Here is a 26,888-nt window from a genome sequence, read left to right as displayed (position 1 = left end):
AAAACCAACTAACTAGTTGACGTCCAACTGGTTGGTTGGCTACCGTCCTCTGCCATGGCACTCACGCTTCCCCGTACGGAGGCCGCTCCGGCAGTCCGTACCGATTACGCCCGCTTCGGCCGCACCCTCTTGGCGTTCACCCTCACCGCGGTCCTGTGCAGCGGCCAGTTGTACATCGTCATCCCCCTGCTGCACGACATGGTGACCGGCTGGCACACCTCGCCCGGCGGCCTGACCTGGCTGGTCACCGCGTTCGGCGCCGGCTACGGCGTCGGGTTCCTGGTGTTCGGCCCCCTTTCTGACCGGTACGGCCGCCGCCGCCTCCTGATGGCCGGTCTGCCGCTTGCCGCGTTGACCAGCGCGTTGGTGGCGTTGAGCCCGAACGTCGAGGTGGCCCTCGTGTTGCGTGCCCTGCAGGGGGTGGCCGTGGCGATGTTCCCGCCCGCCGGCATGGCCTACCTGGCCGAACGGCTTGAGCCGCGGCGCCGAGTGATCGCCATCGCCGCGGTGACGGGTGCCTTCCTGGCCTCGGCTGTGTTGTTGCAGGTCGCCGCGCAGGTGCTGGTCGAGATGATCGGCTGGCGGGGGCTGTTCCTGCTGTCGGCCGCCGGTTTCGCCCTCGCCGGGCTCGGCCTGCGCGCCGTCATGCTGCCCGACCTGCCGCGCGAGGCGGCCGGGTCGCTGCTGTCGGCCTACCGCGCGGTGCCCGGCCTGCTGTTCGACCGGGTGCTCGCGCTGCGCTACCTGGCCACGGTCATGCTGATGGCGGGGTTCGTCGCCGTCTACACCGGGTTGCAGATCTACGGCGGCACGTCCTCCGCCGACCTGCTCACGTTGCGTGCCTCCGGGCTGCCCTCGATCGTGCTGATGCCGGTGCTCATGCCGTGGCTGGCCCGGATCCCCACCACGGCCAGGGCCGCCGCGTTCCTGGCCGTGGGCGCGCTCGCCCTGGCGGCCGTCGCGTTCAGCGGGGCCGGCGCCCTCGGCCTGGTGCTCCTGCTGGCCGTCTACGTCGCCGCCATCACCGGCGGCCTGCCCAGCATGAACGAGGCCATCTCCGCCCAGGCCGGACCGGCCCGTGGCACGGCACTCGCCCTGTTCTCCTTCGCCCTCGCCGTCGGCGGCAGCGTCGGCCCGCAGCTCGCGGCCGCCTTCGGCGGGTTCACCCCGCTGGTGTACGGCCTGGCGATCGGCATGGGCATGGCCGCCCTGGCCGTCCTCACCTCCACCCGCCGCCGGACCCTCACCACCCACTGACCCCCACCTCCGGGCCCTCGCCGGGCCACTGACCCGCCCCCACCTACCGGCCCTCACCAGAGGCCGACCGGCGCGGCCCCTCGATCCGCCACCCGACCTCGACCTGCCTCCGCCAGGCCCCCATCGGACGCTGGACCGGCATCGCCGTTCGGCGTCTGGTGGGGGCCGGTCTGCGGGATGCGGTCAGCAGGTTGTGACGAGGCCGCCGAGCGACAGGTCGGGGCGGTCGACATGCACATCGGGCAGCAGCCATGACGTGTCGATGGCCACCGTGTCATTGAGCGCCCGTGCCAGCGGGTTGAGCGCGCCGAGCAGCGACTCGCGCCCGCCGTCCATGGAGTGGGCCAGCGAGCACAACCACATCGCGACGTCGTCGGTCTGGCCGTTGAGGTTGAACCGGGCCCGGAACGTCGCGCTCACGGGGTCGTAGGCGTTGTTCGCGTTGTTCAGGGCGAGCGGCGCGGTGTCGAGGAACGTGCCGATGGACGCGCGCTGACGTACCAGCAGGGCGGTGAGGTGGGCGAGATCGCGGGTGTTTGCGGCGATCTCACCCCTGTTGTCCTCGACGAAGTCGGCGACCTGCGTGAGCGTGGAGGACAGCTGGCCCAGCACCGCGCGCAGTTCCTCGCGCTCGCCGTCGAGCTGCGCCGACACGCCCGCCAGGTCCTTCATGAACGCCCGGATCCGCGCGTCGTCGCGGGCCATCGCCCCGGTGATCGTGGCCAGGTCGCGGACGGTCTGCGCCAGGTCGTCGCCGTCGCCGGCCAGCACGGAAGCCGCGTCGGACAGACCTCGCACGGTGGCCCCCACCGTCTCGCCCTGCCCGCCGAACGTCCCCGCCGAGACCCGCAACAACCGCGCCAGCGCCCCACGCTCGTCCGCCGCCACCCCACCCGACCCTGGCCGAGAGGAACCGGGCCGTGGGGGCCCGGCCTGAGGCGAATCAGGGCCGGGCGAAACCGGTGGGGCGAGGGCCGCGGCGAGCTGGTCGTAGCCGCGTAACGCCTCGTCGATCTCCACCGGCGAGCGCGTCCGGCCCAGCGTGCCGCCGTCCTGGAGCACGGGCCCGCCCCGGTACGGCGGCGTGAGCTGCACGAACCGGTCGGCGATCAGCGACCGCGCCACGATGACCGCCTGCGCGCCGGCCGGGACCTTGCGCCCGGCGTCGAGCGCCAGCTCCACCCGGACCTGGGCGCCCGCCGGGCTGACCGCGGTGACGCGCCCGACCCGCACCCCGAGTACGCGCACGTCGGAACCCGGATACAGCCCCACGGCGGCGTCGAAGTAGGCGACGGCGCGGACGCCCGCGACCGGCCTGAGCAGCAGATACGCCGCCGCCAGCGCGAGGACGGCGAGAAGTGCGGCGAGCCGGCGGTCCATCGGCCTTCCTCGATCGACATGGGCGAACGGTGACCAGAACATTACCGTGAGTCGCCGGACCGTCGCACCTTCCGGCCAAGCCCTACTCGCCGGTAGGGTGTTACCGACGGTAACAATGGAACGGCCAGGGAGTGGACGCGATGACCGGGTTCTGTCCGGAGCTCAGTGACGACGTGATCGAGGTACGTGACTGGGTCCACGCGTTCGCCCGCGACGTGATCCGCCCCGCGGGCGCAGAATGGGACGAGCGCGAGGAAACCCCCTGGCCCGTGATCCAGGAGGCCGCCAAGATCGGCCTGTACTCGCTGGACTTCTTCGCCACCCAATGGTTCGAGCAGAGCGGCCTGGCCCTGCCGGTGGCGTTCGAGGAGATCTTCTGGGGGGACGCCGGCATCGGCCTGTCCATCGTCGGCACCGGCCTGGCCGCCGCCGCGCTGTCCGCGAACGGCACCCCCGAACAGCTGGGGGAGTGGCTGCCCCAGATGTTCGGCACGGAGAACGACGTCAAGCTGGGCGCCTTCTGCGCCTCCGAGCCCGACGCCGGCTCCGACATCGGCGCCATCCGCACCCGTGCCGTCCACGACAACGGCGACTGGGTGCTGAACGGCGTCAAGACCTGGGCCACGAACGGCGGCATCGCCGACGTGCACGTGGTCGTCGCCTCGGTGGACCCGTCCCTGGGCACCCGCGGGCAGGCCAGCTTCGTCGTCCCGCCCGGCACGCCCGGCCTGTCGATGGGGCAGAAGTTCCGCAAGCACGGCATTCGCGCCTCGCACACCGCAGAGGTGATCCTGGAGGACGTGCGCGTGCCGGGCTCGTGCCTGCTGGGCGGCAAGGAGAAGCTGGACGCCCGCCTGGCCAGGGTCCGCAACGGCGAACGCGCCGGCGAGCAGGCCGCGATGCGCACGTTCGAGACCACCCGCCCGTCGGTCGCGGCGATGGCCGTCGGCATCGCCCGCGCGGGCTTCGAGTACGCCAGGGACTACGCCCGCGAACGCGAGCAGTTCGGCCGCAGGATCGGCGACAACCAGGCGATCGCGTTCCTGCTCGCCGACATGGCGACCCGCGTCGACGTGGCCCGCCTGCTGACCTGGCGGGCGGCCTGGATGGCCCGCAACGGCAGGCCGTTCGAGCAGGCCGAGGGGTCGATGTCGAAGCTGGTGGCGGGCGAGACGGCGGTGTGGGTGACCGAGCAGGCGATCCAGATCCTCGGCGGCGCCGGCTACACCCGGGAACACCCGGTGGAACGCTTCCACCGCGACGCCAAGATCTACACCATTTTCGAGGGGACGTCGGAGATCCAGCGCCTCATCATCGGCCGCGCCGTCACCGGCCTGCAGGTCCGCTGAGGATGTCTGTTTCGGCCTTCGTGGGCGTCGAAGGTATCGGGCTGCAGGCCAGCGCGATGTGCGGTGAAGTAGGGGTCACTTCGGTTGCCAGCGACAGATCTTCTTGGAGGTGAGGGTCGCGCCGACGCGGGTGTAGAAGCGTTGCGCAGCGACGTTGGCTTCGGTCACCTCCCAGCGGATCACCTTGCCGTCGGCGGTTTCGGCCGCGGCTTGCATCAGCCGTTCGCCCACGCCGTTGCCGCGTTCGGCGCCGGTCACGTACAGGTCGTCCAGGGCGAGGTGGTCCTGGCCGGACCAGAAGCTGATGCGCTCCAGCCAGGAGACGTAGCCGATGGCCCGGCCGCTGCGCTCGGCGATCAGGTAGGTGATCTCCGGGCGGGCGAGCATCCGCTCCAGATCCTCGACGCCTACGGTGATGGCCGAGGCCTGGCCTTGGTGTTCGGCCAGACCGCGGATGAGGTCGTGCACGACGGCGGCGTCTTCGGGCGTGCGTCGTGGGTGGGGGAGTTGCCGGCGTCGCAGGCGTGTTGCGGAGCCGCCGTAGCACCGGCAGCCAGGCGGTCCCCGCTTACTGAGAGCCGGCTTGCACCGTAGGTGACGGGCGGCCGGGCGTTACCGACGCTGCGACGACCGCGCCGACCGCTGAGGCGATCGCGGCCACGGTGAATCCGCTGGTGAAGCCGTTCAACGTGGTCCCGGCCAGGCTCGCGGCCGCGACGCTTGAGATGACGGCGGCTCCGATGGATGCGCCGAACTCGTGGAAGGTGCTCACGATGCCGGAGGCGATCCCGGCCTCGTGGGGCGCCACTTGACCGAGCGCGGTCGCCGAGGCGATGACGAACATCGCGCCGGTGCCCGCCGCCGCGACGGCCACGCCCGCCACGACGCTGACGACGTTCGTCGAGAAGGCCGGTACGGCCATGCCGATCGCCGCGACCGCCAGGCCCGCGACGGCCGGGGCGCGCCCGCCCCACCGGCCGAGCAGGCGTCCGGTCAGGTTGGCGCCGAGCATCGTCGCCAGCGCGACCGGCAGGAACAGCAGCCCGGCCTGCAGCGCGCCGTAGCCCAGAGCCTGTTGGAAGTAGAAGGTTCCCAGGAAGAACACCGCGATCATCAGTGCCGTGGCCATCAGGATGAGGAAGGCCCCGACCGCCACGGGTCGCCGGGCGAGCAGTCGCACGTCCATCAGGGGCGAACGCGCCCGCCTCTGCCGCAGCACGAACAGCACGTAGCCCACGGCAGCCGCGAGCACGAGCCACCCGGTGAGGGCGCTGAGCCACCCCCGCTCGCCGGCGGCGATGAGGGCGTAGATCAACGACGCGCTGGCGGACGTCACCAAGATCGCACCAAGTAGGTCCAGCCGGGGCCGGGAAGCGGGCGAAGGCGTACGCGCCGGGAGGAGTACGGCGAGGACCACAGCGATCACCAGGCCGATGGGCACGTTGACGTGGAACACCCACGACCATCCGGGACCGGCGGTGAGCAGGCCGCCGAGGAGAACGCCGAGCGCGGCGCCGCCGCCGCCGAGCGCGGACCAGACGCCCAGGGCCTTGTTCCGCTCCTCTCCGTCGAACAGGGCGACCACCAGCGACAGCGCCGCGGGCGACAGCAGCGCGGCCCCGACGCCCTGGGCCACACGACCGGCGAGCAGCATGCCCGCCGACCCGGACAACCCTGTGACCAGCGATGCGACGGTGAACAGCAACAGGCCGGTGATCACGATCCGCTTGGCGCCCAGCAGGTCCGTGATGCGGCCGCCGAGCAGCATGAGGCCGCCGAAGGTGAGCGTGTAGGCGCTGACCGTCCAGGTCAGGGCCTCGCGACTGAGGGCGAGGTCCGTCTCCACGTGAGGCAGCGCTATGGCGACGACGGTGACGTCGAGGATCAGCATGAGCTGCGCCACGCCGAGGAAGCCGAGGATGCGCCACCGGGCTGGGAGCGGCTCGTGGAGCACTGCCTGCTGCACTGTGGGTTTGGTCATCAAATCCTCCAGCGGATATCTCGTATGTCCATATACGAGTTCTGCTGGTCACTATAAGCCGTATATGGACATACGAGATAGGCTGGGGGCATGGCTGCACCTCCTGCGCGCTCCAGGCGCCGTGTCGACGCCGAGCGCAGCATCGCCCGCATCGTGTCCGCGGCCCGCGAACTGATGCGTTCGGACCCGCATGCGACCACCGATGACATCGCCCGGGCTGCCGGCGTCGGGCGGATGACCCTGTACGGACATTTCCGGACCCGGGCCGACCTCATCGAGGCGGCACTTGTCGAGGCGCTGCGAGACGGTGACGACCTCCTGGCCTCCGTCGACCTGGCAGGCGACGCGCGCGAAGCCATGGGCCGCCTGCTGGCGTCCAGCTGGGAATTGGTGGCCGAATCAGCGGCCCTGCTGGCCGCGGCCGAAGGAGTCCTTCCCGCGGGGCGGATCCGGGACCTGCACGCTGAACCCGCCCAGCGCATGGCTGAACTCATCCACCGTGGCCAGGATCAAGGCGTCTTCCGTACCGACCTGCCCGCCACCTGGTTGGTCAGCCTCACCCACTACATCCTGCACGGCGCGGCGAACGAGGTGCGCCAAGGACGCCTGGCCCGTGACGATGCCGCAGACACGGTCACGAAGTCCATCCAATCGGCGCTGGCCGCCTGGGGTGGGAGCCCGGCTTCGGGGTGAGGCGGCGGACTCACTGCAGTTGGCGGTAGGGCAGTTGCTTGCCCGCGTCCGGGCGTCGGACCTCGTGGACGAGGTTCAGAGCAGTTGTGCTTGCACGAAGCCGGCGAGCAGAACAGTGAAGCCGCCGATTTCGCCCACGATGAGCGCCGTCATGAACGCCGTTGTGCCGCGGACGGGATGGCGGAACTGATTGTTGGTGTCCCGGCGCCAGCCGTGAAGGGCGTAGCTCACGATCGCCGCGACGAAGAACACCACGACGACTCCCGCCGCGACGAGATCAACTGCCGCCGGCCAGCCGCTCAGCTCGACGAAGACGGCGATCAGCAGGGTCGCGAACGAATACAGCAAGGCGGCACGATGCGCGATGTCCACATAGGGGTGAGCCCTGTGGTGCTCCGAGCGGATCATCTGCAGGCATTTCCATACGCCCAGCACCAGGGCCGCCATGAAGATCAGTCCTGCCAGCAGCAGTACGACGATGGTGTCGTCCCCCAGGGGCATGGCGCTACGCATGACGGGCCTCGGGGAAGAGGGCGGGGAGCGACGCTGACCCATCGTGAGAAACGGTGAGTCCGTCGCCGGAGGTGGCCGGTGTGACCGTTCTGGCCGACCGTGCTCTGTGCCGTTGGATGAGACGGACCGACAGGTGGCGGTCCTGACTCTCTGCCAGGAGAGGGAAGGGCGCATCGGCGAAGCGCTGCCTCTTCTGGCGGGAAGCTGCCTGCTGTGCCCGGTGTGCCACGCCCTCGGGGAGGTTCGTCCGATGCAGGTGCAGACGTACCCCCTGCGGATCCCCGAGCGAATCGACCGTTGTCGACGCTTGTCCCTCTCTCAGTGCTTCTCGCGGTACCACGTGCCCCTCTCCTTCCGATAACTTGAACATAGATGTTCGAGTTATCGGGGAGCCTATCTGACTCGTCGCCGTGGGCGTGCCGGGAGTCCATCTCGTCTCGCCGGCCGTAACGCCCCTTGGGGCGCTCGTCTCTTGTCCGTTTCTCTCCGGCGCCTGACCTCGGGCGCGGTCAGACGGCGTGCCAAGGTAAAGAATTGGTGGGTAAAACGCCTGTCTGGTGGGCGTTTTCGAAGCGTTTCTCCCAAGTTGACTTGTACTGCTCTATGCCATTCACATACCTTCAATGTCAGTTACGACGTAGGCCCGGTGAGCATCCGCGCCACAGTACGTCCCGACCATTGCCGAGACCGCGTCTGATCTGCGTGAACACGTAGAACGGCGTGGCCGCCGAATCCGCTCAGAGAAGCACGCGGAACCGGGGACCCACATTCTGTTGGGGTGAATCGGTGCACCTCCCGCGAGGGCATCCGTAGGGCACTTCCACGCCCGAACCCGTCAGCTAACCCGGTAGGCGGAATGGAAGCAAGGAGCAATACCCCTTCATGACCATCAACGCCTTCACCCGTGTTCTGACGCCCGCCACTCTTTCCCGTCTCGCCCTCGGCGTGAGCGTCGCTGCCGGTGCGGTTCTGGCCGGAGCCCCAGTCTTCGCCGATCAGGCGTCCGGCGCGCGTTCCGACACCGTCGCCTCGCACAGCGCCGAGCAGAAGACCACCGGGCAGGTGAGCGCCCAGTCGGTGCTGAAGATCGCCGAGTCGCAGGTCGGCGTGACCGAGAACGCCGCGGGCGGCGGCACTCCGTTCCACAGCTGGTACATGTCCTCGCCGCGGGCGAAGGAGACCGTGGCCCGCGACGGTGGAAGCCTGCAGTCCTACGCCAACGCTCCCTGGTGCGCGATGTTCGTCTCTTGGGTGGGTGAGAAGGCCGGCGCCCGGTCCACCGTCGGCTGGGACGCCTACACCGTGACCTATGCCAAGTGGTTCGAGGCCAACAAGCGCTGGGGGAGCGAGGCCAAGCCTGGCGCCGTCGTCTTCTACTCCTGGGACGACAAGTCCGTCGAGAGCATCGACCACGTGGGCCTGGTCAAGCAGGACAACGGCGACGGCACGATCACCGCGATCGAGGGCAACACCGGCAATGGCAAGGTTGAGCAGCGCATCCGACCCAAGTCCCAGGTCGTCGGGTACGGCTACCCGCAGTACAAGGCCTGACAGCAGGCCGAAGAGTCCTCTCCGGTGCGATGGTGAGGGCAACGGAAGTGGCGCAGGCGAGGTCCTGCGCCACTTCCGCGTATCGCGGGAGCAACGCTGTGAGACCGGCGCTCTCGTGTCGGCCCGGTTCATACTTCCGTGTCGGCCCGGTTCATACTTCGAAGCTGCGCAGTACGGCGGAGAGCGCTTCGGCGGCTCGCCGCTCGTCCACGAACTCACGTATAGGCTGGCGAAGCCCGACCGCAGGATGTCGGCGGCCAGGCGTTGGCATGACTCCGTTGTCCGCCAGCGCGTCGACAATGGCCGATGCAGCCGGATGGCGGTAGGAGTCCGGGCTGCCGCCCAGGGCCGGGTGTGAGGGCGTGGCCAGGTCCAGAAGGTCGCCGCAGTGCTCTTGGGCCAGCTCGATGAACAGCGACGTCAGGTCGCCGCTCTTCGCCCGCGACGCGTGGAGGTCGGCGCGCTTCCACACGTCGAGACTCGCCTCCAGAGCCGCGTACGCAGGTCACGAGCGGCGATGCCACAGGTGGCAGGGCATTATTCGGCACATCGAGGCTCCTGTGAGAAGGGAAGCCCCAGGCTTCCGCTTTCCTGATCAATCGAATATCCCTGCCGCGTGCGGAGGCCGAGGAGTACACGAGCTGGTTCAAGGCTCTCCCGGATCCAGATCGTGTCGCTGCCGGCCCGGCGGCGTGCGCCGATGAGCATTGGCGAGATCGGCTGGTCCAGCATGGCGGCGGCGGCCAGGGCGTGGGCTGTGCTGGTGACGTCGCTGGCATCGCCTGCCTGGTGTCCGAAGCCGCCGTCGTGTCACTGGCCGGAGAGACGGAGGTGGCGGGGGCTCCGCAGCAGCCTCCGGCGGCAAGCGGCGCGAAGGCCTCTGCCAGGTCGCCGATGAAGCCGCCGCCGGCGATCTCACGCTGTTAGACGTTCGTCAAGATAGACGTTAGTCAAAGCAACGTGGTGTGGTGATGCCGGTGTGCGGTATCTGGCGCTGCGCTTGGTCGGCCGGTGGGCGGAGCGTGCGACCAGATGGGCGCCTGGTAGACACATGTCCATGAACGCATCCACCGCCCAGCATCTGCGCATCATGTCTTCCGCATTCGCCGTCGAGCACCTGCCGCATGAAGGGCCGCCCGAGGACGATTGGCTCGTGCTCGTCCGCGCTCCGGAAGGGCTGACCGTGGTCCGTGAGGCCAGAGATGGGGACACGGCGGAACAGTGGATCGCCTTCTACGGAGGCGCCACAGCACATGGCTTGGACATTCCCGGAATGTTGTCCGCGATCGTCAAGCCGCTGGCGGAGGCGGCGATCCCGGTCTTCGTAGCCTCGACTTTCCATGCCGACCTGGTCCTGGTTCCCGAGTTGAGGAAACAGCAGGCCATCACCGTCCTTGAGGAAGCAGGGCACCAGGTGGACAGCCAGGACGGCGAAGCCGGTGCACATTCCGGCCACGGCACCAGAGCGGGGCGGTGATTCCGCGGCCAGTTGCCGGGCCGCCCGCCGGTGCGGGAGGGCGCCGAAGGGGTCCGGCGGCTGCAGTCGGCGGGCGGCGACCCACCGAAAAGTGAGGGGCTCGCAAGCGACCATGACCTGGAAGTCCTCGAAGGACCTCGACTGCATCGCCAAGATGCACCCGATCCCGGCCCCCTACGACACCCCGCCCGGCGACGGCCGAGTGGGCCTGGGACTCCCATGGCTGCGGCGAGCTGCCATGGTTCCCGCACGTTGACGATCAGTAGAGCAGCGCTCTGGAGCCGAACGCGGGGTCGTGGCGACTCGCCGTAGCCTTGGGGAGTTCAGGGCCGAGTAGGCGTCCTCCTCCCGAGCGTGGCCCTGACCACCAGGTAGTCCCGCCCCACTAGAAGCCCTGATTCTGTCCGGTCCCCGGGAATGGCTTGACCGCCGTCAGAGACGTTCTCCGTGCGGATCCGGGGCGCATCCCGAGGACGCCGCGTCGGGGAGTGTCTCACTGGTCCGAAATGGGGAGGAGCACTCGGCCGGCGGGGCGGCGCAGCGTCTGGGCGGCGGAGCCGTGTGCGATCAGGCGGCCGTCGTGGATGACCGCGACGCGGTCGGCGATCCGCGCGGCCAAGGAAAGGTCGTGGCTGATGACGATCAGGGTCACGTCGAGGGCGGTGAGCAGGTCGAGCACCTCGGCCTGGGTGACGGGGTCGAGGCCGGAGGTGATCTCGTCGCAGATCAGTATGTCGGGGCGGGCGAGCAGGGCGCGGGCCAGGGCGGCGCGCTGGAGTTGGCCGCCGGACAGTGCGTGGGGGCGTCGCCGGGCGGTGTCGTGGTCCAGTCCGAGCGTGGCGAGGGTCTCGGCGGCCTCTTCTCGGGCGGCGGGTACGGGCCGGGCGCGCAGGCGTACGGCGGTTCTGGCGACCTGGTCCACGATGGTCCGGTGGGGGTCGAACGAGGTCAGGGCGTTCTGGAAGACGTACTGGACGCGGGCCAGGTCGGTGCGGTCCCGCCGTCGGGGCAGGGGGCGTCCGGCCAGGCGGACGGCCCCGGAGGACCAGGGGCGCAGGCCGGCGATGCAGCGGCCGAGTGTCGTCTTTCCGCTGCCTGAGCGGCCGACGACGGCCAGGCGCTCGCCTCGGGTGACGTCGAGGGTCACCCCGCGCAGGATCCCGGCGCCGAGATCTTCGATCTCCAGGAGGGCGACCGGTTCCGCGCGGGGCTCGGGCTCGCGGGGGCGCGCGGTGACCAGGGCCTTGGCGTACTCGGTACGCGGGAAGTCCAGGACGGTGGGGCCGGACTCGACGACGCGGCCGTCCTTGAGCACGACGACCTGGTCGGCCAGTTCCCGTACCAGTTCGAGGTCGTGGCTGAGCAGGACGAGGGCGACGCCGAGCCCGGACAGTTCGGCGGCGACCTCGGCCCGGGTGACGGCGTCCTGGCCGGTGGTGGGTTCGTCGGCGACGATCACGGAAGGGTCTGCCAGCAGGGCATGTGCCAGGACGAGCCGCTGTTGCTGCCCGCCGGACAACTGGTGCGGGAAGCGTCGCAGGAAGGCCCGGTCGTACGGGAGGCGCGCCTTGCGCAGGGCCTCGGGCACGGCGGTGCCGTGGCGGGCCGCGATCTGGCGGAGCACGGTGCCGATGCGCAGCACCGGGTTGAGCGCGGTCGCGGGGTGTTGTGGGATGAATCCGACGGTTCCGGGCGGCGGAGGCTGGACGGCGGTGACGGGGTGTCCCGCCACGGTGATGCGGCCGGTGACGCGGGCACCGGGCGGGTGTTCGCCGAGCAGGGCGAGCGCGGTGGTGGTCTTGCCGCTGCCGGACGCGCCGACCAGGGCCAGTGTCCTCGCGGCCGGAAGGGTGAAGCTGACCCCGTCCACCAGGGTCCGCCCGGACACGGTGACCGTCAGATCGTCAACGTGGAGCATGTTCGGCCCTCTTCAGTACGCGGTCCACAGTGAGATTCAGCCCGACGGCGAGCATGACGATCATCAGGGCGGGGGCGAGCACGGCCCACGGGTTGAGGAAGAGCCCGCCCCGGTTGCGGTCGACCATCACCGCCCAGTCGGCGGCGTCCGGCGGCACCCCGACGCCGAGGAAGCTCGCGGCGGCGATGAGATAGAGCGAGCCGGTCAGCCGGGTGCCCGCGTCGGTGGCGAGCACCCGGGTCATGGACCGGGCGACGAAGCCGACGGTGATCCGCCACCAGCCCTCGCCCTGCAGCCGCATGGCCTCCACGGCCGGACGGCTGCCGGCCTCCAGGGCGCAGGCGCGTACCAGGCGGGCGATGTCGGGCAGATGGACCAGCATGACGATCCAGACGAGCGCGCCATCGGCGGCCAGGGCGGCCACCACCAGGAGCAGCAGCAGGGATGGCACCGCCATGAGCACGTCGAGCGGCCGCATCATCGTCTCGTCGAGCATCCTGGGCGCGCTCGCCGCGGCCAGGCCCCACAGCGTTCCCAGCAGGTACGCGCCGGCGGTGGCCAGCAGGGCGGTCACGATCAGGGCCCGGCCGCCCACCAGCACCTGGTGCCAGACGTCGCGCCCGGCGAAGTCGGTGCCGAGCAGGCCCACGTCGGCGAAGGAGGCGGCACGCACCAGCTCGTACGGGATCAGCGGCCCCGCGAAGGCCACGACCAGCGGCACGGCGAGCAGCAGGTACCTCATGCGCGTGGCGCCAGTCGGAAGGACACGACGTCGGCGAGCAGGTTCACCAGGATGCTCGTGACGGCGAACAGGAGCGCGAGCCCCTGCAGGACGGGAAGGTCCCGACGGCCGATCGCGTCGGCGAGGGTGCTGCCGAGTCCGGGGATCACGAAGACGGCCTCGACCACGATGACGCCGCCGAGCAGCCAGTCGACGGTGCGGGCCAGGTGCTGCGCGGCGGGCGCGAGGGCGTTGGGCAGCGCGTGCGCGAGCCCGTTGAGCCCCAGGCGGCGGGCGTGCCGCACGTACGGCGAGGCCAGGACGTCGATCATCGCGGAGCGGACCAGCCGCCCGGTGGAGCAGACGGGCCGGACCAGCAGCACCGCCACCGGCAGCACCAGGGCGGCGGCGGTGAGCCCGCCGAGCCCGGTCGGCGGCAGCCACGCCAGCGCCACGCCGAAGGCCGCCACCAGCACGATGGCCAGCGCGAACTCCGGCACCGCGTAGAGCGCGGCGCTCACCGTGGTCAGCGCCCGGTCGAGCCGGCTGCCCTCGCGCCGGGCGGCGGCGACCCCGAGCACGACCGAGAGGGGCGCCAGGAGCAGCACGGTGATTCCGGCCAGCACGGCGGTGGGGGTCAGCGCGTCCAGGAGGATCTCGGCGACCGGGCGGCCGGAGACGAGCGAGGCGCCGAAGTCGCCGCGTGCCAGGGCGGTGGCCCAGGAGGCGAAACGTTCGGCGAGAGGGCGGTCCAGGCCGAGGGCGGCGCGGATGGCCGCGATCCTGGCCGGATCGGGCTGGTCGCCCGCCAGCACCACCGCGGCGTCGCCAGGCAGGGACTCCACCATCAGGAACACCAGGCAGGCGACGCCGGTGACCTGCAGGACGCCCACGGCCAGACGGGGGGCGGCGTAACGGGTCAGGTTCAAGCCAGTCTCACCTTGTCGAACCTGGCCCAGTCCAGGGTGTTGGCGGGCGCGGGACGTACGCCTGTCACGTTGGGCGAGGTGGCGACGACCCAGTCGGCGAACCCCCACACCAGCAGCCCTCCTTGGGCGTGCAACATCTGCTGCATGCGCAGGTAGGCGGCCTCTCGGTCGGCGGCGGACGGCGCGGAGACGGCCTTGTCGTAGAGGGCGTCGAACTCCGGTCTGGCCCACTTGGTGGCGTTCGTGGTCGAGGTGGACAGCAGTCGCTGCGCGATGTGGGTCTCGATCGGCATCGCGCCGGAGCGGAAGCTGACGATGGAGCCCTTGGTGAGGATGTCCGACCAGTACGTGTCCTTGTCGCCGTTGGCGATGGTGGCCTTGAGCCCGCCGGCGCGCAGGTGGTCGGCGAAGACCGTGGCCGCCTCGACGAAGCCGGCCGCGGCCGTGGAGGTGGTCAGCTCGATCGGGAGCCCGTCCGCGCCGGCCTTCTTGATCAGGGCCTTGGCCCGGTCGAGGTCGAACGCGCGCTGGGGGATGCTCTCGGCGTAATGCAGGTAGCCCTTGCCGAACAGGTCGTTGCCGATCTGCCCGGCGCCGGGCATGACGGTGTCGACGATCTGCTGCCGGTCGGTGAGCAGGAACAACGCCTCCCGCAGGTCCGGGTCGTCGAACGGCGCGCGGTCCACCTTCATCGCGAAGGCGTTCATCGAGCTGCCCGGCGCGCGGATGATCGTGACGCGTCCCGTGTGCCGGCGGGCGGAGGCCGGGGTGAGGTCGTGGGCGTACTCGACCTGGCCGCCGAGCAGCGCGTTGACCCGCGCGGACTCCTCGTTGGCGATGAGGAACTCCAGCTCCTCGATGGACGGCGCGCCCTCCCAGTAATCGGGGTAACGCTTGAGCAGCACAGAGCTGCCCGGTTTCCAGGACACGAAGGAGAACGGCCCGGATCCCACCGGCCTGCTGAAGTCCGTGGTCCCCTCGGGGATGATGTACGCGCCGAAGGCGGCCAGCACGTTCGGAAACTCGGCGAACGGCCGCCTGAGTCTGAACTCGACCGCGCGCTCGCCGACGGCCCGGCTGTTCCGCAGGTCGATGAGGGCGAGGCTGGACTTGGCGCGGAACGTCTTGTCCGGGTCGGTGATCCTGGCGTAGCTGGCCAGGACGTCCTGGGCGCGTACCGGGCGGCCGTCGTGGAAGGTCGCCTGCCGCAGGGTGACGCGCCAGAGGGTGAAGTCGGCGTTCGGCTCCCAGCTCTCGGCCAGGCGGGGCTGGGGGAGACGTCCGAGCCGAGGTCGGCGAGTTTGTCGTACATGGCTTTGGCGCGGGCGGCCTCGTTGAACAGGTTGGCCAGGTGCGGGTCGAGCAGCTCGGTGGCGCCGCCGCCGGCGAACACGGCACGCAGCCTCCCCCGCTGGAGGAGGAGGCGCTGTCAGTGCCGCATCCGGCGAGCAGGGCGGCTCCGGCGGTCAGGCCGAGGAAGCCGCGCCGGCTGAGGTGGTCACGCATCATGGGGGTCCTTCGTGGATCGGGCGACGACGTGGAGTCGGTCGGCGGACAGGGGCGGGCCGTCGTGCGGCTCCGCCCGCGGCCCTGGCTGGTCGAACAGGTCCAGAAGCTCGAAGCCGGCAACGGCCAGGAAGTAGGCGAGCTCCCGCGGGAAGAGCAGCCGCCACGCCGACCGCTGCTCCAGCGGCCCGCCGCCCGGCCAGGACCAGACGCGGCGGCGGCGCAGCAGTTGAGCGGCGTGGTCGAGCCACAACTCGGTGCGGGAGGTGTAGGTGACGCCGCCGTGGGTGACGGTGCGGGTGAACGGCTCCGGTACCGGGTGGGTGAGGAAGTGCGCGCCGTTGCGCATCTCGGCGATCAGCAGGCCGCCGGGGCGCAGGTGCGCGCGGCAGCGGTCCATGAACGCGGCCAGGTCGGTGTTGGTGTGGCAGTACAACAGGGCGCTGTCCAGGCACGTCACCGCGTCGAACCGGCGACCGAGCACGAAATCCCGCATGTCGGCGCGGACGAACCGCACCACGGGGTGCCGGTCGCGCGCGTGGTCCAGCATCGGCTGCGACACGTCGATGCCGGTGACGTCGTAGCCGAGACTGGCCAGGTGGCCGGCGTCACGGCCGGTGCCGCAGCCGACGTCCAGGAGTCCCGGCCCGCCGCCGAAGCGGCGTATCTGGCCGTCCACGAAGCGGGCCGCCCTGTGGTCCGGGTCGGGGAACTGGGTCTCGTACAGGGTGGGGTGGTCGGTCAGGAAGTTCACGCGGGCACCGCCGCGCGGCGTTCGATGACCCGGACGGCGGCCGCGCAGGCCAGGCCGATCGCGGCGCACACGACGAACCCGGCCGTGCCCGCCCAGCCGATCAGCGCGGTGCTGGCGGCGGCGGCGACCCCCGAGACCAGGTAGAAGACGCCGAAGTAGGTGCCGGCCAGCGACTCGCCGCCGAAGTCGCCGATGCGCTCGTACACGAACGGGTGGGCCATCATCACGCCGAAGGCCAGCGCCAGCACCGCGACGAGCACCGGGACGATGCCCGGGAGCAGCGCGGGGACGAGGAAGCCCGCGCCCATCACGGCCAGGCCCCACGCCATCGCGCGGTCCCGGGTCGTCGCCGCCTCCAGCCACTTGGTGATCCGCACCTGGAGCAGCAGGGTCACCACGGTGGAGGTCAGGAACAGCAGCGCCACCGAGCCCGCCGTGCCCGTCGCCTGCTCGGCGGCGAGCGGGAGGACCAGGTAGAGCTGGTTCTGCAGGGCGTACATGCCGCTGAGGGAGAGCGTGAAGGCGAGGAAGCGGCGGTCGGCCAGGCAGCGCCGCCAGTCGCCGAGCACGGAGGAGCCGCTCGGTGTCACCTCCCGCGCGGGCAGGACGCACGCCTGCGCGACGGTCAGCACCGCGAAGATCGCGGCGGCGGTGACCGCGGCGACGCGGAAGTCCACCAGCAGCAGCACGCCGCCGAGCACCGGTCCGCACAGCGCTCCGGCCTGCGCGAACACGTTGAACAGCGCGAACGCCCTGGCCTTGTCGGGGGCGGCCACCGCGATGTATCCGCGGACGGCCGGGTTGAACAGCGCGCCCGCCAGCCCGCTGAGCACGGCCGCCGCCAGCAGCAGAGGCAGCGTGACGCCGAACGCGAAGAGCCCGAATCCGACGGCGCGCAGCGCGCACCCTGCGATGATCACACGACGCGCGCCCAGCCGGTCGGAGGCCGAGCCGCCGACCAGGAACAGGCCCTGCTGGCTGAGGTTGCGCACCCCGAGGACGACGCCGGTGACCGCGGCCGACAGGCCCAGATCCTTGGTGAGATGGCCGGCCAGATAAGGAACCAGCAGATAGAAGCCGGTGTTGACGCCGAACTGGTTGACCAGCAGCAGTCGCACGGCCCAGGAGAGCTCTCTCATGCCGGCCGCACCCCCAGCCCGGGTTCCCCGCGAAGCCGCAGCACGCCGTCGTGCCCGCCGATCCCGGTCCACGGGTCGTCGGCGAGCAGCAGGTGCCCGTCCAGATCGGCCCAGCGGGCGGACGGCGCCAGATGCACGGCGGGCGCGATACCCAGGCTGCTGGCCACCTGGCAGCCGAGCATGAGCTCCAGGCCGTGCCCGGCGGCGTACACGGCGATCCGCCGGGCCGCCGAAAGGCCGCCGCATTCGGCGAGCTTGACGTTCACGCCGTGGACGGCGTCCGGCAGGCTCTCGACATCCTCCAGGGTCCGCGCGTCCTCGTCGGCGATGACCGGGATCGGCGAGCGTTCGGCCACCCAGGCCAGGTCGTCCAGGGCGCCGGGGGCGACCGGCTGTTCGACGGCCTCGATCCTCAGGGGGGCGACCGCGTCGAGGATCCGTACCGCCGTCTCGGGCGTCCAGGCGCCGTTGGGATCCAGGAGCAGCCGTGCGCCCGGTGCGGCGCGGCGGATCGCGCGGACCCGCGCGACGTCGTCACCGCCGCCCAGCTTGATCTTGAGCATGGGCAGGCCGGGAGGGGGGTCCTGGCCGATGCCCACGGTGAACGCGGTCAGGGTGTCGGACCAGCGGGTGCCGAAGAGCGCGTGGACCGGCAGGCCGCGTCGTCTGCCCAGCAGGTCGTGCAGGGCCGCGTCCACGGCGGCGAGCACGCCGGGAGCGCCGGCGAGGAGGTCCGGCACGGTCTCCAGCGCCCCCTCCGGGCCGGTCTGCTCCGCCAGGGCCGGGCGCAGCCGCCCGAGCGTGCCCGTGATCCGTTCGACGTCGAGCCGGTGGTAGAGGCTGGTCACCGCCTCCCCGTGGCCGCGCAGCCCCTCGTGCTCGACGGTGATCACGACGGCGTCCCTGCCGGTCATCACCGACCGGGAGATCCGCAGCGGCTCGCGCAACGCCAGCCGCGTCACACTCCAGGTGAGCCTCACGCGGGCACCACCGCGAGCAGAGGATCGGCGACCGTGCGGCAGCGGGCCCAGCCGGACACCTCGACCGCCCGCGGATGCGCTATCTCCACGGGCTGGTCATGGGGCCGGCCCAGCAGGCCGCGCTCCCGGCAGTAGTCGTCGTCGAAGATGGACCCCAGGTACCGGTCGGGCCCGTCCGGGAAGATCGTGACCACGGTGGCGCCGGGCTCCCTGCGCGCCGTCCAGGCGGCGACCCGGGCGACCGCGCCGGTGCTCCACCCGCCGGTCACGAACGAGCCGCGGGCCAGCCTGCGGCAGGCGTCCACGGCCTCGACCGGGCCCAGCCAGTGCACCTCGTCGAACAGCTCGTACGCCACGTTGCGCGGATGGATGCTGCTGCCCAGGCCGCGCATGAGCCGGGCCCGCGCGGGCTGCCCGAACACCGTGGAGCCCACCGTGTCCACCCCGACCAGGCGCAGGCCGGGCCAGTAACGGCGCAGGCCGCGGAAGGCTCCGGCGCTGTGCCCGCCGGTGCCCACGCTGCACACCAGCACGTCGGCGTGCGGCAGCCGCTCGGCCAGCTCCCGGGCCAGCGAGGCGTAGCCGTCCGGGTTGTCGGGATTGTTGTACTGATCGGGCCAGTACGCGCCCGGCAGTCGCTCCAGCACCTCGCGCACCCGTTCCAGCCGTGCCCGCTGCCAGCCGCCCTGCGGGTGGGGGCGGTCCACGACCTCCAGGCGCACCCCGTAGGCGCGCAGGAGCGCGCGCATCGCCGGTTCGAGTTCGTCGTCCACCACCAGGACGACCGGATGCCTGAGGCACTGCCCCGCGAAGGCCAGGCCGATGCCGAGCGTCCCGCTGGTGGACTCCACGACGGGGGCGCCGGGGGCCAGGTCGCCGCGCGCGCGGGCGGCGGTGAGCATGGACACGGCGGCGCGGGCCTTCATCCCGCCGACGCCGAATCCCTCCAGCTTCGCCCAGAAGCCGCCGTGCGGGTGGGGGAGCGGGGTGGTGATCCGGGCCAGTGGCGTGCCGCCGGCCAGGGTCGAAAGGTCCTTCATGGCCGCTCCCTGTAACGGAAGACGACGGTCTCGCCGCCGTCGAGCCAGAAGAACGGGTACGGCTCGGCCGACACCGCCGTGACACCCGCGCCGAGGAAGTAAGGCAGGATCGAGCTGCCCGTCTGGGCGTACATCACCAGCGGCTTGTCCCGGGTGCGGGCATGGTCGAAAAGCGTGGGAAAGCTTCCGTTGCCCAAGGTCATCCCCGAGGCGAGCACGCAGTCGCAGTCGTCCAGGGCCTCTGTGAGGTCGGTGATCACGGGCTCGCCCCACTCGGTGGAGCCGCCCTTCAGGTCGCACGGCACGTACGGCACGCCTCGCTCGCGCAGGCGGTGCAGCAACGAGTTGACCACGCCGACCACGAGGACTCGCCTGGCGTGAGCGGGCACGAGGTCGGTCACGGCCGCGGCCCGGGCCAGGGACTTGCCGAGGGACGTTCCGGCAGGCACGGTGACCCGCTCACCCCAGTGGGGACGCGCGGACATCAGGTAGGCGTCGAGCGCGGCCACGCGGATCGCCGGCGCCTGATGGGCGAGCAGGTCGGCGACGGAGGCGCCGACGCACTCCTCCACGGCCACGTCGGTGACCTCGTCCGGTTCGACGGCGCAGGAGCCCACGGCCCGGCCGACCCGCAGGCTGATCACGTGGTTGCGGTAGGCGTTGCCACGCGATTCGTGCCGTACGCCCTGCCGGGTGGTGAAGGCGGTGCTGATCCGCTCCTTCGCGGGCTCGGGGCCCAGCTCGCCGGCGAGCGCCCGCTTGGTCAGCGTCGTCAGGTTCATCGTTCGTACTCGACCTTCAGCCCCGCGACCAGCGCCTGCGCCCTCGTTCCTGCGTCGCCGCCCGCCAGGTCGGTCACCATGACGTGGCCGAGGTAGCCGTTGTTGCTCGTGGGCTCGCCCGCCTGGTGCCCGGCCGGACGGAGCGACCAGTCGACGACGTCGGGGGCCGCGGCGAGCTCGCCGGTCCCGTGCACGGCGGCGATCCGCCCGGCGTGCTCGGGTAGCAGGAAGGCGATGGCGGCGCTGCGCACCCCGGTCTCGGTGGGAGTGAGGTCGGGCCGCTCGCCCGCGGCGAGCCTGGCGTGGACCATCGGCAGGTCGACGCCGGTGACTCGGCGGACCAGCTCGGTGATCTGGTTGCCCGCCGGGCGCGGATTGACCTCGATCAGCGCCGGGCCGGCCGGGGTGAGGCGCAGCTCGGTGTGTGCCACCCCCAGCTCCAGGCCCAGCGCCTCGACCGCGGCCACCGCGGTCTGCTCCGCCTGCCCGGCCAGGCCGGCGTCGAGGGCGGCGGGGAACACGTGGCCGCTCTCGACGAACCACGGCTCGCCGACCAGGCTCTTGCCGGTCACACCCACCACGTGGACGTCGCCGCCGAAGCTGACCGTCTCGACGCTCACCTCCGGCCCGGTGAGCAACTCCTCGAGCAGGACGACCGGCACCCGCCGCTGGCCACGGGCGTTGACGGGGAACCCCTCGAGGTCGAGGAAGGCCGTCCGCAGCCCGGCCTGGTCGTGGACCTTCCGTACGTACATCCCGGCGCACAGATCGACCGGCTTGACGACCAGGGGGTAACCCAGGCCGTTCGCCGCCTCCACGGCCTCCTCCCAGGAGGTGGCGCCGGCGAACCGGGGTCCGGGGAGCCCGGCGTCCCGGAGCGCGGCGCGGGCGAGGTCCTTGCGGCAGGCTCGGCGCACCGACTCCGGCGAGGGGCCCGGCAGCCCCAGGCGAGCCGCGACCTCGGCCACCGCAGGCAGGTAGTAGTCGCACGAGGACAACACGCCGTCGAAGCCGAGCGCCTCGTGCAGCCGCTCCACCTGGGGAAGCAGCTCAGCGAGGTCGTTGGTCTCCGCGGTCAGCACATGGTCGGCGGCCAGCAGCGGATGCGACCGGGCGTCGTGCGCGGCCCGCAGGTAGTGGTGCAGGTCGCGGGTGAGAAAGGTGAAGCGGTGCCCCGCGTCGCGGATGGCACGCGGCAGCAGCGTGCTCATCGCCCCGACCCAGCTTTCGATCATTAACAGGTGTGCCATGCCATCTCCTCTGGCGTGATGTCGTGAAAATGATTACCATTTCTGTCATGGCATGGCAATCCGGACATGGGGGCCTTGATGCCAGGCCGGGAGTCGACGTTGCGCTCGGGCGGCCTGTCGTGATGGAGGGCGGAGACGACGGTGACCTGGACTCGGCCGAGCGCAACGGCTGCCGCGAAGCAGGCCGAGGCGGGACTGTTCTCGAAGCACGAGCATCGAACCGGCGACAGGTGTCCAGTGGAAGGTGCGGTTCATCCCGCATGCCGCCGCTTCGGGGAAGCCGTCGCGGAGCAGGGCGTGGCGCGGCTCGTCCTGGTGGCCATGGGCAACGTCGCCTTGGTCGGCATCGGGCTGGGCCTGTGGTGGAAATGGCGACTGATGTGGCTGGCTGCTTAGCCGTGGGGATGTCTCAGGGACGTCCGCCTTCTGCGCGCCCTGGCGGCACCGCTGGCTCCCATCGCCACCGCCACCGCCACGGCCACCGCGTTGGTGAGCCGGGCGGCCAGTGCCGGATCGCCGCGGTTCGTCCGGGCGGCGTCCCCTTTTCCCGGCCGGGCGGTGCAGTCCACGGAGATGTCCCAGTCCACCTTGCCCTGGGCGTCCTGCTCGGCCTGGAGCGCGGTCAGCAATCGCTGCCAGGTGTCATCGGCTGACCAGCGTCGATGGCGCTGGTGGCCGTGTTCCACGGGCCGAATCGTTCGGCAGCAGCGGCTCAGGCCGCTCCCACTCCGCGTGGGTTAAGTGGCTGCGCGGATAGGGGCGGTTGGGGAGACTTGTGCCTGTTCTGCCGTCCTGGCTGACCGGGCCGTCTTCGACAAGCTGCTGCAGCTGCCCCGCTGCTCGCCGCGACTCTGGACCTGCTGGACGACCTCCGGCCCCTGCCCGACGACATCACCGTGCACCTGGACGCCGGCTACGACTCCGACAAGACCCGCGCCCTGCTTGCCGAACGTGGCCTGGACGGCCCTATCGCGCACAAGGGCGAGAAGGCACCGGTCCAGGTAAGCGACAGGTGGCATGTGGAACGTACCCACGCCTGGCAGAACGCCTTCCAGCGCCTCGCCCGCTGCCACGAACACCACGCAACGGTCATCAACGCGTTCTTCGATCTCTCCGACACCGTCATCACCGTACGCAGCCTGATCCGCCGGGCCTGGACAACCCACCGCTGGGACAACCGACCCAACCGCCACCCGTGAACACACGCCCGATGGCGCGTCGAGCGGTTCATTGCTCGTCGTCGAGGCCCTCGACGTCGACAGGCTGCCTTCCGTTGAACGTCACGAGGATTCCGTAGGGGTCCGCCAGCCGGAGCCTGCTCTCCGTGAAACGGATTGCCCATGTTTGGTCGGCCCACACGGTTGCTTCGGGACCTGCCAGTGGCAACTCCGGAAGGTCGAGCCAGCTCAGTTCCTCAGTTGTGAGTTCGAAGTGCGATTCCCGGAGTCGGGTGCGGCAGTACTCCAAAGCTTGGTCGACGAAGACATCGAAGTGGCTCACGACGTCGTGAGCGAGATGGAGGGTGGCCTCTTCTGGCGGGGCGGCTGGCTCGATCACCAGACTCATCCCGGTCTCGACCGCGCCTGTCGGCTCCGGGAAGTAACCGGTCCAGCAGGCCAGCGATGGAGGGCTCTCCATCCTTCTCAACACAACCCCGGCGATACGCACGGTCGCGGGCAGTTTCGCGTCAACGCCAGGCTCTTCAGCGCCCGCGCTTCTCGTGGGGGCGCCGTTGTCGGTCATCGGCTCAGCATAGGTCAAGCCTGGTCACGATGATGATCGACAGCCGAGGCACGTAGCCACTTGTGCCCTCCGCCCCAAGCCCCATTCGCGCGGTCTGTAAGTCACCTCGACCCATGGCCGATCGTGACGATCAGTCAGTAGACCTAGGAAACAGCACCTAGCCAAGCTGTATCGAAACTCGTACTTCTGACGTCAGGCGAGAGGCCGGCTCAGCGCTCTACCGCGGTCAGCCCCTGGGGTGCGGAGACATGCGGCCGCTCGCGAGCGAAGAGCGCGCCGAGAGCTGCGGCGAGAAGGGGGAGGCCGCCCACGATGGCCATGATGGCCGGCCACGGGGTCTCGAACGGCACCCGTAGTGGCTCCTCCCACGTGGTCCGCATTGTCAGAGGCCACAGCAGCAACATCCCGGCGGGACACCCGACGATGGCGCCGAGGACTGTTCCGCACAGGGCGCTCATACCGGCGCGGGAGGCGCAGAACCACCGAAAGGCCGCGGCCGATCCCCTGCCGGCCCGTCTCATGACCCGGGCCTGGCGCGAGTTCGCGGCCTTGCCGAAGCCGGACGTCAGCGCACACACGAGGGCGGCGAGGAGCGCCGCCGCAGCGACGGGCAGCCACCCGATCGAAGCCTCGAAGCCCCGTTCGACGTAGATCCGAGCGACCGCGTCGTCCAGCCGATCGTCGAGGCGCTGCTCCTCCTGGGCAGTGACTCGATGGAGGGTGGGGTCGATGATCAGCTCGTCCGGCTGGAGCTGATAGCCGAGATCCCGGACGATTCCCGAGGGGACGAAGATCGTCTCCATGTGGGGGTCGGAGGTCCTTGCGACGATCGCTCGGACGGTCTTGCTCACCGTGGTCTCGTCGTTCTTGTCGATCTCGTAGGCGAGGACCACGGAGTCGACCTTCACGTCGGCCGACGTGATCACCACAGCTGTGCCCTCGTCGTAAGGTGTCGACTGATCGCCCGTGAGGTACCGCAGCAGCTTCTCGTCACCGATGGTCTGATCCCAGTAGACGGCCTCCTCTGGCGTCTCGACGTCCTCCGCCGTGGCGCGGAGGAACCAGGACGGGTCTGGAACGGCCTCGCGCTGGACGATCGGCACGCCGGGCAGTTCCCGCTCCATCGCCGCTCGTGCGGTGGCCGCGTCCGCGGCCGAGAAACGCCCTAGGTATGCAGGGCTTGACTGGACCAATAAGCTGCCGGGCCTGCCTGAGGGAAGGTATTCGGCCCTGCTCTGCGCCGTTCGGCCGACCGCGACGACCGTCAGTGCGAGGCCGAAGGCCGTCACCGTCATCGCCAGCGTGATCGCGAGCACCGCGCGGGCTCGACGGTGGGCCAGATCGCGGGCCGCCAGGCGAAGGGGCGTCGGCAGGCGTTCCGCGAACGGACCGAGGATCTCCAGCAGCCGCGAAGGCAGCGGGCCGAGACCGGCGGCGAGCAGACCCGCGCCGATGAGCGTGATCAGCAGGAACTCGAAGAATTCGATGGCGCCGTAGCGTGAATCCTCACCCGCCAGCCACGCGCCGAGCCCCATCAAGCAGACGCCCACGAACGACGCCAGCAATCCCAGGACGACGGCTCTTCGACTCATCAACTCGTGACGGTTGGGCGGGGCGGAAAGCAACGCGGTAGGAATGGCCGCTGCCGTGGTCATCAGAGGAAGGCCCACGAGGGTGACGACGATCAGGGCCTCGAAGACGTAGAACTCAAGATCGGAAAGCATGCCGGAATAGTAGTGAGCCGTCACGGCGCCGTATACGCGTGTCCGCCTGGACCTGGGTGTAGGCGATGGGGTCACGCTGGCCGTACGGGCTGGACGCCCAGCCGGGCGGCAGTGTCTGCGGCCAAGGGGGCCCGGCGCCGGCCGGCGTGAGCACCGGCGCGAGCTCGGCTGCGGCCCTGCTTGGCCGGCTGGGTTGTGCGGCCGACGACGCGGAGCCGTCCGCTGGCGGCGTAGCGGCCGAGAAGCAGCCAGCTCAGCCGCTGCGGCGAGCCGACGTAGCCGCCGACGACGGCATCTGAGCTGGTCCTGCGTTTGACCTTGATCCAGCCTCGGACGCCGCAGTCGTAGGTGGAGCAGGTGAGCTTGCGGACCAGCCCCTCGACCCCGACCACGTGCAACGTCTCGTACAAGATCCGCGCCTCAGCCCTTATCCGGGGTTCTTGAGTGAAGTAGCTGGTCAGCCGCATGAAGGCTTGCAAGGCGTGTCAGGCACGTGGTTGACCGCACTGCCGCACCGAGGTCCGAGTTGACCGAACGCAGCCCGGACCCAAGAAGAACCGAGCGTGCGGAGTGCGCCTCGAGGAGTTAGCTCGGCGGTTCGTCGCAGTACTCCGACACGTGGGCGTTCAAGTGATCTTGCTGGTGGGGGAGGGGGTGAACCGTGGTCCCAAGGGGCCCGGTCACGGTGGCGCGATTGTGGTCAAGCCTCGATTGGTGCGGCCGCCCTGGCGGCTTGCTCGATCTTCGCGCAGTAGGCTGCACGGGCTTCCTCGTCGATCTGCTGCTCGTGTTCGGGGCGCATCCCGGTCTGGCCGTCGAGGCCCTCGCGCAGGATGTCGGCGTGCCCGGCATGCCGGGTGGACTCGCCGAGGACATGGACCATGATGGCGAACAGGTTCATGTGCAAGGCCGGCGTTGACTCCGGCCACCACGGCACGTGGCCGGGGGCGTCGAGGGGAAGCTCGTTGATCGTCGCGTCCGAGTGTTCCCACGTGCGCCGGTAGAACCCGATGATCTGATCGCGGGTCTCGTCTTTGGTCGCCCACAGATCGCTGCCGTTGGAGTCCTGCCACCGGGGCAGCGGTTCCGGGGAAGGGCGGTCGAAGACCTCGCCGAAGTATCTGGCCTCGACGGTGGCCATGTGTTTGACCAGGCCGAGGAGGTTGGTCCCGGTCGCTGTCAAAGGTCGGCGGACGTCGTATTCGGACAAGCCGTCGAGTTTCCAGAGCAGCGCCTTGCGGTCCCGCCACAGTCTGTGGTGCAGGTTGTCTTTCGCGAAATCGTCGATCATGGGTCGCGATTCTGTCAGGCTGCACCGACGATCAGGTAGGCGAGGGCTTGCCGGTCCTGCGCGGAGAGGTGCTGCAGGAGGGGGATCACCGGCTGGAGCACCTCCATGGCGGCCTCGGGTGTGATGGCGTCATCGTCGCTGAGGTCCGGCCTGATGACGATCTCTGCGAGGGCTCTGGCAAGGGGCGTTCGAGCGTGGTCATGATGGGGCTTCTAACCGGGTGTTGGGTTGTGGTGCTCTGGGGCGGCTGACAGGGCGCGACGGCGGTTCTGGTCAGCCTGCCGCCGACTCGCCGGGCCGGCTTCCAGACATCGACGACGCTGGCGTTTGTCCAGGCTGTCACGACGACGCGCCTCACGAAGCACGTCGCCCGGGCTGCGGGTGGTCACGTAGGGTTCTCCTGCCCGGTCTGAGTGGTAGGGGTGAGGACAGTCAGGGGCAGCAGCGGGCGAGACCCCGCCCGGACTTTGCGTAGGACCGCGCAGGCCTCGTCCACTTCGGCCCGACGATCAGAAGGCAAACTGCGCGAGCCGGTCCCGCATTGTTGCCGTCACCTCCCGACAGGCGCCGATCTGCTCGGTCAGATTGCTGATCACGTACTCGGCGGTATCCATAGCTTCAGCGATCTCCCGGTCGGCCCGCAGCTCGTTGATGTGCTGCTCGATGGCGGGCAGGAAGGAAGGGGCGGGGCGATAGAAGCCGCAGCCGGCGCACTGAAAGCGGATCGGGCAGGACTTCCCGCCGGCCTTGACGTTGCTCGGCTCCACGCAGTTGTCGTAGGGGACCGCGACGGAGCCGCGCTCGTAGGCCAGGTCCGAGCCGAAGGGCGCCGATCTTCCTGACCGGTCGACCGCGTGCGTGGCCATGGTTCGGACGGCCTCGCGCTTGCGCTTCAATGACACTCACGGCA

General features: G+C 70.4%; 27 protein-coding genes, 1 pseudogene and 1 riboswitch. Of the genes and pseudogenes, 7 read left to right on the top strand and 21 right to left on the bottom strand.

Annotated elements, in window-relative coordinates:
* Positions 1 to 54: 54 nt before the first annotated feature.
* Positions 55 to 1,257, top strand: a complete 1,203-nt coding sequence (locus ACNF49_RS35320) for an MFS transporter (protein WP_482940280.1) — start codon at positions 55 to 57, stop codon at positions 1,255 to 1,257.
* 183 nt (positions 1,258 to 1,440) lie between these two features.
* Here the strand turns inward: ACNF49_RS35320 and ACNF49_RS35315 are convergent, their stop codons facing one another.
* Complete coding sequence (locus ACNF49_RS35315) at positions 1,441 to 2,637, bottom strand: MCE family protein (RefSeq protein ID WP_482940279.1); 1,197 nt, start codon at positions 2,635 to 2,637, stop codon at positions 1,441 to 1,443.
* A 140-nt stretch (positions 2,638 to 2,777) separates the two neighbouring features.
* Here ACNF49_RS35315 and ACNF49_RS35310 point away from each other — a divergent pair, with 140 nt between their 5' ends.
* Positions 2,778 to 3,986, top strand: a complete 1,209-nt coding sequence (locus tag ACNF49_RS35310) for an acyl-CoA dehydrogenase family protein (protein WP_482940278.1) — start codon at positions 2,778 to 2,780, stop codon at positions 3,984 to 3,986.
* 75 nt (positions 3,987 to 4,061) lie between these two features.
* Here the strand turns inward: ACNF49_RS35310 and ACNF49_RS35305 are convergent, their stop codons facing one another.
* Positions 4,062 to 4,454, bottom strand: a complete 393-nt coding sequence (locus ACNF49_RS35305; protein WP_482940277.1) for a GNAT family N-acetyltransferase — start codon at positions 4,452 to 4,454, stop codon at positions 4,062 to 4,064.
* A 100-nt stretch (positions 4,455 to 4,554) separates the two neighbouring features.
* A complete protein-coding gene (locus ACNF49_RS35300; RefSeq protein ID WP_482940276.1) occupies positions 4,555 to 5,967 on the bottom strand; it encodes an MFS transporter in 1,413 nt (470 codons plus the stop codon).
* Between the two features lie 90 nt (positions 5,968 to 6,057).
* On the opposite strand from ACNF49_RS35300, the gene ACNF49_RS35295 reads away from it, so the two are divergent.
* A complete protein-coding gene (locus ACNF49_RS35295) occupies positions 6,058 to 6,660 on the top strand; it encodes a TetR/AcrR family transcriptional regulator (protein ID WP_482940275.1) in 603 nt (200 codons plus the stop codon).
* A 75-nt stretch (positions 6,661 to 6,735) separates the two neighbouring features.
* On the opposite strand, the gene ACNF49_RS35290 is transcribed toward ACNF49_RS35295, so the two are convergent.
* On the bottom strand, positions 6,736 to 7,161 hold the full coding sequence (locus ACNF49_RS35290; protein WP_482940274.1) for a hypothetical protein: 426 nt from the start codon (positions 7,159 to 7,161) through the stop codon (positions 6,736 to 6,738).
* Positions 7,162 to 7,888: 727 nt separating this feature from the next.
* Positions 7,889 to 8,042: riboswitch (cyclic di-AMP (ydaO/yuaA leader) on the top strand.
* A 13-nt stretch (positions 8,043 to 8,055) separates the two neighbouring features.
* On the opposite strand from ACNF49_RS35290, the gene ACNF49_RS35285 reads away from it, so the two are divergent.
* Positions 8,056 to 8,724, top strand: a complete 669-nt coding sequence (locus ACNF49_RS35285; RefSeq protein ID WP_482940273.1) for a CHAP domain-containing protein — start codon at positions 8,056 to 8,058, stop codon at positions 8,722 to 8,724.
* A 151-nt stretch (positions 8,725 to 8,875) separates the two neighbouring features.
* Here the strand turns inward: ACNF49_RS35285 and ACNF49_RS35280 are convergent, their stop codons facing one another.
* Positions 8,876 to 9,196, bottom strand: a complete 321-nt coding sequence (locus ACNF49_RS35280; protein ID WP_482940272.1) for a kynureninase/PvdN C-terminal domain-containing protein — start codon at positions 9,194 to 9,196, stop codon at positions 8,876 to 8,878.
* 585 nt (positions 9,197 to 9,781) lie between these two features.
* Between ACNF49_RS35280 and ACNF49_RS35275 the strand changes: the two genes are divergently transcribed.
* Entirely contained in the window at positions 9,782 to 10,201 is a 420-nt protein-coding gene (locus ACNF49_RS35275) for an ACT domain-containing protein (RefSeq protein ID WP_482940271.1), read from the top strand.
* Between the two features lie 493 nt (positions 10,202 to 10,694).
* On the opposite strand, the gene ACNF49_RS35270 is transcribed toward ACNF49_RS35275, so the two are convergent.
* From ACNF49_RS35270 to ACNF49_RS35225, 10 genes are all read right to left on the bottom strand, one after another.
* Positions 10,695 to 12,119, bottom strand: coding sequence for an ABC transporter ATP-binding protein (locus ACNF49_RS35270; protein WP_482940270.1), 1,425 nt, complete (start codon positions 12,117 to 12,119; stop codon positions 10,695 to 10,697).
* A complete protein-coding gene (locus tag ACNF49_RS35265; RefSeq protein ID WP_482940269.1) occupies positions 12,106 to 12,861 on the bottom strand; it encodes an ABC transporter permease in 756 nt (251 codons plus the stop codon). Before ACNF49_RS35265 ends, ACNF49_RS35270 begins: the two co-directional genes overlap by 14 nt.
* Positions 12,858 to 13,769 (bottom strand): ABC transporter permease, encoded by a 912-nt coding sequence (locus tag ACNF49_RS35260; protein WP_482940268.1) that lies wholly within the window; start codon positions 13,767 to 13,769, stop codon positions 12,858 to 12,860. Before ACNF49_RS35260 ends, ACNF49_RS35265 begins: the two co-directional genes overlap by 4 nt.
* A complete protein-coding gene (locus ACNF49_RS35255) occupies positions 13,766 to 15,031 on the bottom strand; it encodes an ABC transporter substrate-binding protein (RefSeq protein ID WP_482945629.1) in 1,266 nt (421 codons plus the stop codon). Before ACNF49_RS35255 ends, ACNF49_RS35260 begins: the two co-directional genes overlap by 4 nt.
* Positions 15,032 to 15,267: 236 nt before the next feature.
* Complete coding sequence (locus tag ACNF49_RS35250) at positions 15,268 to 16,029, bottom strand: class I SAM-dependent DNA methyltransferase (protein ID WP_482940267.1); 762 nt, start codon at positions 16,027 to 16,029, stop codon at positions 15,268 to 15,270.
* A complete protein-coding gene (locus ACNF49_RS35245; RefSeq protein ID WP_482940266.1) occupies positions 16,026 to 17,168 on the bottom strand; it encodes an MFS transporter in 1,143 nt (380 codons plus the stop codon). The genes ACNF49_RS35250 and ACNF49_RS35245 overlap by 4 nt, the downstream gene beginning before the upstream one ends.
* The gene (locus tag ACNF49_RS35240) at positions 17,165 to 18,148 is read right to left on the bottom strand and encodes a dipeptide epimerase (protein ID WP_482940265.1); all 984 of its coding nucleotides are present in this window, start codon (positions 18,146 to 18,148) and stop codon (positions 17,165 to 17,167) included. Before ACNF49_RS35240 ends, ACNF49_RS35245 begins: the two co-directional genes overlap by 4 nt.
* The gene (locus ACNF49_RS35235) at positions 18,145 to 19,188 is read right to left on the bottom strand and encodes a PLP-dependent cysteine synthase family protein (protein WP_482940264.1); all 1,044 of its coding nucleotides are present in this window, start codon (positions 19,186 to 19,188) and stop codon (positions 18,145 to 18,147) included. The genes ACNF49_RS35240 and ACNF49_RS35235 overlap by 4 nt, the downstream gene beginning before the upstream one ends.
* Positions 19,185 to 19,970 carry a Rossmann-like domain-containing protein gene (locus ACNF49_RS35230; protein ID WP_482940263.1) on the bottom strand — a complete coding sequence of 262 codons (786 nt, stop codon included), beginning with the start codon at positions 19,968 to 19,970 and terminating at the stop codon, positions 19,185 to 19,187. Before ACNF49_RS35230 ends, ACNF49_RS35235 begins: the two co-directional genes overlap by 4 nt.
* Positions 19,967 to 21,220, bottom strand: coding sequence for an ATP-grasp domain-containing protein (locus tag ACNF49_RS35225; RefSeq protein WP_482940262.1), 1,254 nt, complete (start codon positions 21,218 to 21,220; stop codon positions 19,967 to 19,969). The genes ACNF49_RS35230 and ACNF49_RS35225 overlap by 4 nt, the downstream gene beginning before the upstream one ends.
* A gap of 141 nt (positions 21,221 to 21,361) precedes the next feature.
* Between ACNF49_RS35225 and ACNF49_RS35220 the strand changes: the two genes are divergently transcribed.
* The gene (locus ACNF49_RS35220) at positions 21,362 to 21,616 is read left to right on the top strand and encodes a hypothetical protein (RefSeq protein WP_357969429.1); all 255 of its coding nucleotides are present in this window, start codon (positions 21,362 to 21,364) and stop codon (positions 21,614 to 21,616) included.
* On the opposite strand, the gene ACNF49_RS35215 is transcribed toward ACNF49_RS35220, so the two are convergent.
* Positions 21,613 to 21,906 carry a hypothetical protein gene (locus tag ACNF49_RS35215; protein ID WP_482940261.1) on the bottom strand — a complete coding sequence of 98 codons (294 nt, stop codon included), beginning with the start codon at positions 21,904 to 21,906 and terminating at the stop codon, positions 21,613 to 21,615. The genes ACNF49_RS35220 and ACNF49_RS35215 overlap by 4 nt on opposite strands.
* Positions 21,907 to 22,050: 144 nt before the next feature.
* Here ACNF49_RS35215 and ACNF49_RS35210 point away from each other — a divergent pair.
* Positions 22,051 to 22,419, top strand: a pseudogene (locus ACNF49_RS35210) (IS5/IS1182 family transposase); the annotation flags it as partial.
* Positions 22,420 to 22,447: 28 nt separating this feature from the next.
* Here the strand turns inward: ACNF49_RS35210 and ACNF49_RS35205 are convergent.
* From ACNF49_RS35205 to ACNF49_RS35185, 5 genes are all read right to left on the bottom strand, one after another.
* Positions 22,448 to 22,963: a hypothetical protein gene (locus tag ACNF49_RS35205; protein ID WP_482940260.1), complete on the bottom strand. Its 516-nt coding sequence runs from the start codon at positions 22,961 to 22,963 to the stop codon at positions 22,448 to 22,450.
* Positions 22,964 to 23,172: 209 nt separating this feature from the next.
* Complete coding sequence (locus tag ACNF49_RS35200; protein ID WP_482940259.1) at positions 23,173 to 24,687, bottom strand: hypothetical protein; 1,515 nt, start codon at positions 24,685 to 24,687, stop codon at positions 23,173 to 23,175.
* Positions 24,688 to 24,758: 71 nt separating this feature from the next.
* The gene (locus ACNF49_RS35195; RefSeq protein WP_482940258.1) at positions 24,759 to 25,097 is read right to left on the bottom strand and encodes a hypothetical protein; all 339 of its coding nucleotides are present in this window, start codon (positions 25,095 to 25,097) and stop codon (positions 24,759 to 24,761) included.
* 290 nt (positions 25,098 to 25,387) lie between these two features.
* Positions 25,388 to 25,978, bottom strand: a complete 591-nt coding sequence (locus ACNF49_RS35190) for a DinB family protein (protein ID WP_482940257.1) — start codon at positions 25,976 to 25,978, stop codon at positions 25,388 to 25,390.
* Between the two features lie 509 nt (positions 25,979 to 26,487).
* Positions 26,488 to 26,880 carry a hypothetical protein gene (locus ACNF49_RS35185; protein ID WP_482940256.1) on the bottom strand — a complete coding sequence of 131 codons (393 nt, stop codon included), beginning with the start codon at positions 26,878 to 26,880 and terminating at the stop codon, positions 26,488 to 26,490.
* Between the last annotated feature and the right edge of the window lie 8 nt (positions 26,881 to 26,888).

Source organism: Actinomadura sp. ATCC 39365, from assembly GCF_054392275.1.
This window is presented reverse-complemented; position numbering and strand designations above follow the sequence as displayed.

Bases quoted from the DNA above. Each gene is read 5' to 3' on its own strand.
- ACNF49_RS35275 (WP_482940271.1), top strand. From the start codon at position 9,782: ATGAACGCATCCACCGCCCAGCATCTGCGCATCATGTCTTCCGCATTC.
- ACNF49_RS35310 (WP_482940278.1), top strand. From the start codon at position 2,778: ATGACCGGGTTCTGTCCGGAGCTCAGTGACGACGTGATCGAGGTACGT.
- ACNF49_RS35235 (WP_482940264.1), bottom strand. From the start codon at position 19,188: ATGAAGGACCTTTCGACCCTGGCCGGCGGCACGCCACTGGCCCGGATC.
- ACNF49_RS35285 (WP_482940273.1), top strand. From the start codon at position 8,056: ATGACCATCAACGCCTTCACCCGTGTTCTGACGCCCGCCACTCTTTCC.
- ACNF49_RS35320 (WP_482940280.1), top strand. From the start codon at position 55: ATGGCACTCACGCTTCCCCGTACGGAGGCCGCTCCGGCAGTCCGTACC.
- ACNF49_RS35245 (WP_482940266.1), bottom strand. From the start codon at position 17,168: ATGAGAGAGCTCTCCTGGGCCGTGCGACTGCTGCTGGTCAACCAGTTC.
- ACNF49_RS35225 (WP_482940262.1), bottom strand. From the start codon at position 21,220: ATGGCACACCTGTTAATGATCGAAAGCTGGGTCGGGGCGATGAGCACG.
- ACNF49_RS35300 (WP_482940276.1), bottom strand. From the start codon at position 5,967: ATGACCAAACCCACAGTGCAGCAGGCAGTGCTCCACGAGCCGCTCCCA.
- ACNF49_RS35265 (WP_482940269.1), bottom strand. From the start codon at position 12,861: ATGAGGTACCTGCTGCTCGCCGTGCCGCTGGTCGTGGCCTTCGCGGGG.
- ACNF49_RS35190 (WP_482940257.1), bottom strand. From the start codon at position 25,978: ATGATCGACGATTTCGCGAAAGACAACCTGCACCACAGACTGTGGCGG.
- ACNF49_RS35270 (WP_482940270.1), bottom strand. From the start codon at position 12,119: ATGCTCCACGTTGACGATCTGACGGTCACCGTGTCCGGGCGGACCCTG.
- ACNF49_RS35295 (WP_482940275.1), top strand. From the start codon at position 6,058: ATGGCTGCACCTCCTGCGCGCTCCAGGCGCCGTGTCGACGCCGAGCGC.
- ACNF49_RS35315 (WP_482940279.1), bottom strand. From the start codon at position 2,637: ATGGACCGCCGGCTCGCCGCACTTCTCGCCGTCCTCGCGCTGGCGGCG.
- ACNF49_RS35205 (WP_482940260.1), bottom strand. From the start codon at position 22,963: ATGACCGACAACGGCGCCCCCACGAGAAGCGCGGGCGCTGAAGAGCCT.
- ACNF49_RS35200 (WP_482940259.1), bottom strand. From the start codon at position 24,687: ATGCTTTCCGATCTTGAGTTCTACGTCTTCGAGGCCCTGATCGTCGTC.
- ACNF49_RS35290 (WP_482940274.1), bottom strand. From the start codon at position 7,161: ATGCCCCTGGGGGACGACACCATCGTCGTACTGCTGCTGGCAGGACTG.
- ACNF49_RS35230 (WP_482940263.1), bottom strand. From the start codon at position 19,970: ATGAACCTGACGACGCTGACCAAGCGGGCGCTCGCCGGCGAGCTGGGC.